This window comes from Acidimicrobiia bacterium (assembly GCA_016650365.1).
Classification (GTDB): Bacteria; Actinomycetota; Acidimicrobiia; order Spongiisociales; family JAENVV01; genus JAENVV01.
Map to the genome: position 1 here is coordinate 1 of JAENVV010000119.1, position 7,110 is coordinate 7,110.

General features: G+C 59.9%; 8 protein-coding genes. 5 read left to right on the forward strand and 3 right to left on the reverse strand.

Annotation, left to right across the window (positions count from 1 at the left end; genetic code table 11):
- Nucleotides 1–183, forward strand: a 183-nt coding sequence (locus tag JJE47_07090) for a hypothetical protein (protein ID MBK5267184.1), incomplete at its 5' end; no start/stop codon positions are given.
- Here JJE47_07090 and JJE47_07095 read toward each other — a convergent pair.
- Both JJE47_07095 and JJE47_07100 read right to left on the reverse strand, forming a co-directional pair.
- Entirely contained in the window at nt 180–1,067 is an 888-nt protein-coding gene (locus tag JJE47_07095) for an EamA family transporter (GenBank protein ID MBK5267185.1), read from the reverse strand. The genes JJE47_07090 and JJE47_07095 overlap by 4 nt on opposite strands.
- Nucleotides 1,067–1,630, reverse strand: a complete 564-nt coding sequence (locus tag JJE47_07100; GenBank protein ID MBK5267186.1) for a xanthine phosphoribosyltransferase — start codon at nt 1,628–1,630, stop codon at nt 1,067–1,069. Before JJE47_07100 ends, JJE47_07095 begins: the two co-directional genes overlap by 1 nt.
- A gap of 55 nt (nt 1,631–1,685) precedes the next feature.
- Here JJE47_07100 and nth point away from each other — a divergent pair, with 55 nt between their 5' ends.
- Nucleotides 1,686–2,351 (forward strand): endonuclease III, encoded by a 666-nt coding sequence (nth, locus tag JJE47_07105; protein ID MBK5267187.1) that lies wholly within the window; start codon nt 1,686–1,688, stop codon nt 2,349–2,351.
- Nucleotides 2,348–3,631, forward strand: coding sequence for an MATE family efflux transporter (locus tag JJE47_07110; GenBank protein MBK5267188.1), 1,284 nt, complete (start codon nt 2,348–2,350; stop codon nt 3,629–3,631). The genes nth and JJE47_07110 overlap by 4 nt, the downstream gene beginning before the upstream one ends.
- On the opposite strand, the gene JJE47_07115 is transcribed toward JJE47_07110, so the two are convergent.
- A complete protein-coding gene (locus JJE47_07115) occupies nt 3,573–4,790 on the reverse strand; it encodes an MFS transporter (protein MBK5267189.1) in 1,218 nt (405 codons plus the stop codon). The genes JJE47_07110 and JJE47_07115 overlap by 59 nt on opposite strands.
- Before the next feature lie 96 nt (nt 4,791–4,886).
- On the opposite strand from JJE47_07115, the gene JJE47_07120 reads away from it, so the two are divergent.
- Together JJE47_07120 and JJE47_07125 are read left to right on the forward strand one after the other, a co-directional pair.
- On the forward strand, nt 4,887–5,654 hold the full coding sequence (locus tag JJE47_07120; protein ID MBK5267190.1) for a cytochrome c biogenesis protein CcdA: 768 nt from the start codon (nt 4,887–4,889) through the stop codon (nt 5,652–5,654).
- Nucleotides 5,655–5,679: 25 nt separating this feature from the next.
- Nucleotides 5,680–7,110: chorismate-binding protein (locus JJE47_07125; GenBank protein MBK5267191.1), on the forward strand; the 1,431-nt coding region annotated here is incomplete at its 3' end.

The following is a 7,110-nucleotide window of genomic DNA, read 5'->3' on the forward strand; positions in this document are numbered from 1 at the left end:
AACCTGTCGAATGGCGGCAACGGTTTTGGGATTTGCGACGGTGGCCTCGGCAATTGTGACTTTTCGTTCGTGGCCTCGGTTGAACTCAGCACGGCACTCATGCTGGTCCTGATCGTGCTGGTGGCCCTGGTTCGGATTGGTGTGCACCTCAGCCGCCGCATGCGATCCGAAGTTGGTAGCTAGCTACTCGTTGAAATTGTCTCGAGCGCGACGACTTCGTCGCTCGTTGCCCACATGACGATGTAGATCGATCCGACGATCAGTGCCGCGCCGAGCCACGCCTTCCCGTCCAGATGTTCACCGAGGATAATTGCTGCCAATCCGGCTCCGACGACCGGTTCGAGTGACAGGATGATTCCAGCTCGAGCAGCTGACATGTGGCTTTGGCCCCATATCTGAAGCAGGAACGCTCCGATCGACACGATCAGCCCGGTCATGATGAGAGCCGATAGGTCTGTCCGGGCCGGGAGCGGCAATCCTTCCAGAATGGCCGACATGACCGCCGCCATCCCGGCCACGGTAAGCATTTGGACGGCCGTGAACTCGATGAGATGATGATTCCTGGCCGTGTAAGAGAGGGCCACAATATGACTGGCGAACGCAATGGCGGCCGCGATCGTCAAGAGGTCTCCTCTTTCGAATGACCCTGCCACAACCTCGGACAATGAGACGTTTGTCAGGAGCGCCAAGCCAAAGACGCCGGTAGCAGCTCCAAGCAGCGTGGCCAGACCGGGTCGCGATCGCCTGGCAATTGCCACGAGAAGCGGAACCATGATCACGTACAGCCCGGTGATGAGTGCTGAATTGGAAGCCGAGGTGGTTACGAGACCCTGGGTCTGAGAGGCAAAACCGATGAACAGAAAGGAGCCGGCCAGAATGCCATCGCGCCAGACCCGCTGGTTGCTCGGGCGCCTGATCGCCAGGAGAACCATGGCGGCAATGAGGAATCGCCAGGTGATGAAGGCCATCGGCGGCATTGACTCCACCGCCGATTTGATGACGGTGAACGTCGAGCCAAACAGAACTGCGGCACCGGCAACCGCCGCGTATGGGACTGTCCGGCGCATCAATCGGCGAGAACGACGACGCCGTTCTCGATACGTTCGATTGTCTCGACAGCGAATACATCGACGTTCCTCTCCGTCAAGAGTGCCCGTCCTCCGGCGGCGGCCTTTTCGATCACAAAGGCGGACCCGATGACGGTGCAGCCGGCCTCCTCGGCAATATCGACCAGGGCGGCAGCCGTGCGTCCGCCCGCCAAAAAGTCGTCGACGATTCCAACTCTCATGGTGGGGGTGAGGACATGGCGGGCAACCTCGACGCGATACTCGATGCCTTTGGTCGGTGACGAAATCTCCCGAGCGAAGGAGTATCTCTCGCCCGGTCCAACGTACTTCTTGGCGTAGATGTATGGGAGACCGAGAATCCGAGCGGCGGACGCGGTCGGTGGGAGTCCTGAAGCCTCGGCGGTCAGCAGTACGTCTGGTTGGCGATCTTTTAGCCATGCCGCGATCTGGGCGCCGACTCCTTCGATGACATCAGGGTCGACGCGATGGTTGAGAAACCCATCAACTTTCACGATATCGCCGTCAACGGTGGCATGACTGAGGATCGCTTCGCGCAGGTTCACGGCTCGAATCGTAGACGGACTGGAAGTGTCGCGAGTTTCCGACCATTCTGGGCATATGCAGAAGGCCGACGGTACCGAACCGACCTCCAACGAGATCCGCCACGCCCGCTTAGTGGCGAATCGATTGACGAAGATCTATCCGAACATTCAGACGGCGTTGGCGTATCAAGATCCGTGGCAACTGTTGGTCGCCACGACGATATCGGCCCAAACGACCGACGAGAACGTCAACCGGGTGACGCCGTTGCTCTTCGCCCACTTTTCGAGCGCGTATGATCTGGCCGCTGCCAATCCCGACGAAGTCGAGCAGATCATCTACTCAACAGGCTTTTTTCGCCAGAAAACCAAGTCGATCATCAGTCTCTCCGAGGACCTTGTTGCCAGCTTTGGGGGTGAGGTTCCGGCAGATCTGGACGCACTCGTGACCTTGCGGGGGGTCGGCCGCAAGACCGCCTCAGTCGTGCTGGCAGAAGCATTCGGTCTTCCGGCGATAGCCGTTGATACGCATGTGAAGCGGGTCTCGGCCCGCCTCGGTCTGACGACCTCCGCCGAGCCTGTCAAGATCGAACAAGATTTGAAGGCAGTGTTTCCAAAGTCGAAGTGGGCTGCGATGTCGATGACGCTCATCCAATTCGGACGGGACACGTGTGATGCCCGCAAACCGAAATGTGGGATCTGTCCGCTCATGGACCGCTGTTCGTACCCGGACAAGGTGTTGTGAATCGCCAGATTGCTCGGTTGGCGGTTCCCGCGCTCATCACTCTGGCCGCTGACCCGCTCGTATCCCTGATAGATACTGCGTTTGTCGGTCGTCTGGGGACCGCTTCACTGGCCGCCCTCGGTATCAATGCAGCCATATTCTCGGTGGCCTTTATCGGGTTCAACTTTCTGGCGTACGGGACGACTCCGCTGGTTGCCAGGGCATGGGGGCAACGAGACGCCGGCCGGGTAGCCCGAACAATCACCCAGGCGCTCGGGTTGGCAGTGGGTCTCGGGGTGCTGGCCGCTGCCGTTCTCTTCTTCGGGTCGAAGCGCTGGCTGGCGGTGCTGCAAACACCGGCCGCAGCCTACGAAGAAGCATTGACGTACTTAAGGATACGCGCCATAGCCGCCCCGGCGGTCCTGATCATTACGGCCGCCAACGGCGCGTTCCGGGGCCGCCAGGACACCCTCACGCCACTGAAGGTAACGGTCTGGCTCAACGTGTTGAATATCGGCGGTGATGCCTTACTCATTTTCGGCTTGGGTTGGGGGATAGCGGGCGCCGCTACTGCCACGGTCATCGCGCAGTGGTTCGGCGCCCTTTGGTTCCTGAGGCTTCTGGCCCCTGACTGGGTGGGCATGAAGGCCGCCCGGCGTGACGAACTGATGACGTTCTTGTCGGCAGGGTGGGCCATCCTCATACGAACGGGTGCGCTGCTCGCTGCCCTGACCGCCGCCACCGCCAGCGCTGCCCGGATTGGTACGTCGGCAGTCGCGGCCCACCAGATTGTCATGCAGATCTGGCTGTTGCTTGCCCTATTGGTCGATTCTCTGGCCGTGGCCGGTCAGGCGATCGTGGGACGCCTCCTCGGTGAGGGTAACGAGACACTTGTGCCGGCAACCGTTAGGCAATTGACCTTGTGGGGTCTGCTCGTGGGTACCTTCCTCGCCGGAGCGCTGTTGCTGGTTGGGGCGTTGTTGGAACCGATCTTCGGCGTTACGCCACAAGTCGCCGAACTTGCCAAAGGGATCATTCCGTTCGTGGCGGCCGTCCAACCCCTCGGCGGCGTCCTCTTCGTCGGCGACGGCGTCTTCCTCGGAGCGAGTCGGTTTCGCTTTCTGGCCGGGACGTCGCTGGTAGCCGGCTTTGGCTCGATAGGGGTTATCTGGTTGCTCGATGGCACCCGGACGGATCTCCTGGGTGTCTGGTTGGGGATCGGAACGCTTCTGATCCTGCGGCTTATACCTCAGGTCGTGTCGTTCGCTCGACATGGGACGGTGTCGGCTCTGGAACGTTGATCAGGGTTGCCACCGCGACCAGGGAGCCAAGGCTGAGGACCGTGACGGTTTCCGGAAGGCCGATGCTGTCGATAAGAATTGAGGCGATGGACAGGCCGGCGATCGACCCAACGATCCCGGCATTGTTTATCCAGGTCACTGCCCGACTCCGGATTGCTGACGGAAAAAGTTCGTTTCGCCAGACACCGAATGACGGAATGAGCAGGAACGATCCAAATGCGCTCAACGCAGCGAAGATTCCCACTGGCCAGGCATCGATCGATTGGTAGAGGGCTACCCCTCCTACCGATGAGGCGACGAGGGCCAGAAAGGTCGTGTACTTTCGTCCGATCCGATTCGCGAGGGCACTGCCGACGAAGAAACCTGCGCCGCCGACGGTCCCTCCGGCCAGGGCGATGGCCGCTGCCTGGCTGGCGGTCATTTCAAGCGCTTCAACAAGATGTTCGATGATGAAAGCCACGGCGACGGTTGAGAAGGTGGCGAACGAGAACGAGGCAATACACATCCGCCAGAAGTCAGAAGAGTTCGGCATCGATCGGTACCACCCATCACCGTTCCCGGTCGATCCGGCGGCGGGTTCAGCGACCTCCCTGGCGAGACCCGGAATCGCCAGGAGTCCAATGGCCGAGGAGGCAAATACCCAACGCCATCCTTCCAAACTGAGGTCGGCGATCGGTAGAGCCGCCGTTGCCAATCCGGCACCCAGCGACACCGCTGCTCCGAAGATCGAGACGGCGTACGTTCGTCCCCGGCCTTGGATCGTCTCGACCACGATGACCGTGCCGATGATGGCGCTGGCAGTGACTGCCAGCCGTGTGAGGGTTTGCATGAGCGTGAACACGGTCACCGATTGCGCTAGGCCGGTCAGTGTCGAAGCAACGATTCCCAGACCGAACGCAACAAGAAAGGTGCCCTTGCGGGTCGTGCGGTCGCTTCGTGAGGTTATGAAGATTGCTGCCAGAGACCCGATGCGAGCGATACCGAAAACAGCACTCATTGCCCCGGCTGTAATCCCAAAGGTGGCTCGCACCAACGGCTCGGTGTTGGTTGCGTGGGCGCCGGCGTATCCGAGGGCGATCCCGGCCACCCACATCCAGATGATGGCCTGGCGTTGCGGCCCCGATGGGATTAGCCGTTCTCCATGTTCTTTGAGGTCCATTACACGCCGTTTGTCGGATGAACGACAACCTAACGCTGTCGATATGGGAACATCGGTCATCAGTGGAAGGTTGTTGAGCATAATGGTGGACCCCAGATGACAATTGAATCGTTAGGACTCATCCCGATCCTCATTGCGTTCGGGTTCGGGGCGCTTTCGTTCGTTTCACCGTGCGTCCTTCCGCTTCTCCCTGGATATCTCAGCCTCATGTCGGGGTATTCGGTTAGTGATCTGCAGGATGGGAAGGCATCGTCTGGTCGGATGGCCAGGGTGACGCTCCTGTTCATTGGCGGCTTCACTGCTGTGTTTATGGCCTGGGGAGCGGGTGCTTCTGCCATCGGATCGTTTCTTCGTCAGAACGCCCGCACCACCAGTGTGATCGCCGGGTGGGTCGTGGTCGTGTTTGGATTGGTGGTGTTGATTAGCGCGCTCTTCAACGCCGCATGGCTACAGACGTTGGTGCGGGAACGCAAGTTCGACATCCGTCCCTCGAAGCTCGGGCCATGGGCACCACCGGTGATGGGAATTGCGTTTGGATTCGCCTGGACGCCATGCATCGGGCCCGTGCTGGGATCCATCCTGACATTGGCGAGCCAGTCCGCATCGGTTGCCGACGGCATGGTCTTGCTCTTCGCCTACTCAATGGGTTTGGGAATCCCGTTCTTGTTGTCGGCCATCGCCATGACAAAAGCGTTCGGGGCGGTGGGAATGCTGGGGCGGCATCTCAAGACCATCAACGTCGTGTCGGGTGTTGCCCTTATCGCTTTCGGAGTCCTCATGATCCAGAACCGGGTGTTCGAGTTGTCGATCATTGTGTCGGAGTGGCTCCAGCGCTTGGGTCTCGACTGGCTCGCAGCCATCTAGCCGGCCACCACTAGCCTGGCATCGCATGCATACTGATTTCGACACATTCCTTGATCGATCGCGATCGTTCAACGTGGTCCCGGTCACCCTTGAGGTGCTAGCCGACCGTGAGACTCCGGTTAGCGCATTTGAGAAGCTCGTCGGTACCGGGGATGGATTCCTTTTTGAATCGGTTCAGGGTGGGGAGCGATGGGCCCAGTGGTCGTTTTGTGGTTGGGACCCGGCGTTCACCGTGGAGTCCCGCAATGGGATCTCGAAAATCATTCCGGGGTTCCTTGATCCGCAACTTCCCGAGGGTGATCCCCTTTCGGTTCTTGATCAGGTGACCGACTGGTTCGATTCTCCCGACGATCCTTCGTTGCCGCCGCTGCACTCGGGTTTGGTCGGGTTTCTTGGGTATGACGCCGTCAGGTTCATCGAACACCTCCCGAATCAGCCCGTTGATGACAGGAACCTGCCCGAGATGTCGTGGATCGTTCCCGGCTTCGTGGCAGCCTTTGATCGGTTCAAGCAGACGATAACGTTGGTGCGGAATGTGTTCATCGAGCCGTCGGCATCGCTTGAAGGTCAATATCAGCAAGCCCTTGCCGACCTCAGAGAGGCGGCGGCGAGCTTGGCTTTGCCACTTCGTTACGAACCCGAATCCTTCTCCCAGCTGGAATGGTCGGGTGGACCTATGCAAAGCACGCTCGACCGGGCGGCTTTCATGGCCGGGGTCGAACGGGTCAAAGAGTACGTTCGACAAGGAGATGCGTTTCAGGTTGTTCTGTCGCAACGTCTTGAGACCGACTTCTCCGACGATCCTTTTGGCATTTATCGGATCCTCAGGATCATCAACCCGTCGCCCTACCTCTTTTTCGTACGCACGCAGGGGGTCGTGATCGCTGGTTCCTCACCCGAACTCATGACCCGGGTCCGCGATGGCCAAGTCCATTCGAGGCCGATCGCCGGAACGCGGCCCCGTGGAGTCACCCCCGATGATGATCTGGCCCTTGAACGGGAGTTGCTGGCGGACGAAAAGGAGTTGGCCGAACATGTCATGCTCATCGACCTGGCCCGTAATGACCTCGGCCGGGTTTGCGAGTTCGGATCGGTCCGCGTTGATGATCTGATGGTGATCGAGAAATACTCCCATGTCATGCACATCGTGTCGGGAGTGTCTGGCAAGCTTCGGGCCGGAATGTCCCCGATTGATGTGATCCGGGCCGTTTTCCCGCACGGAACGGTATCGGGAGCGCCGAAAGTCCGGGCAATGGAGATCATCGACGAGTTGGAACCGGTGGCCCGTGGACCGTATGCCGGAGCAGTCGGATATATCGACTTCTCCGGTAACGTCGACACGGCGATTTGCCTTCGCACGGTCGTGGTGGCCGACGGCAAGGCGTGGGTTCAGGCCGGGGCGGGTCTGGTGGCCGACTCGGATCCCGCCACGGAATACGAAGAAACCATGAATAAG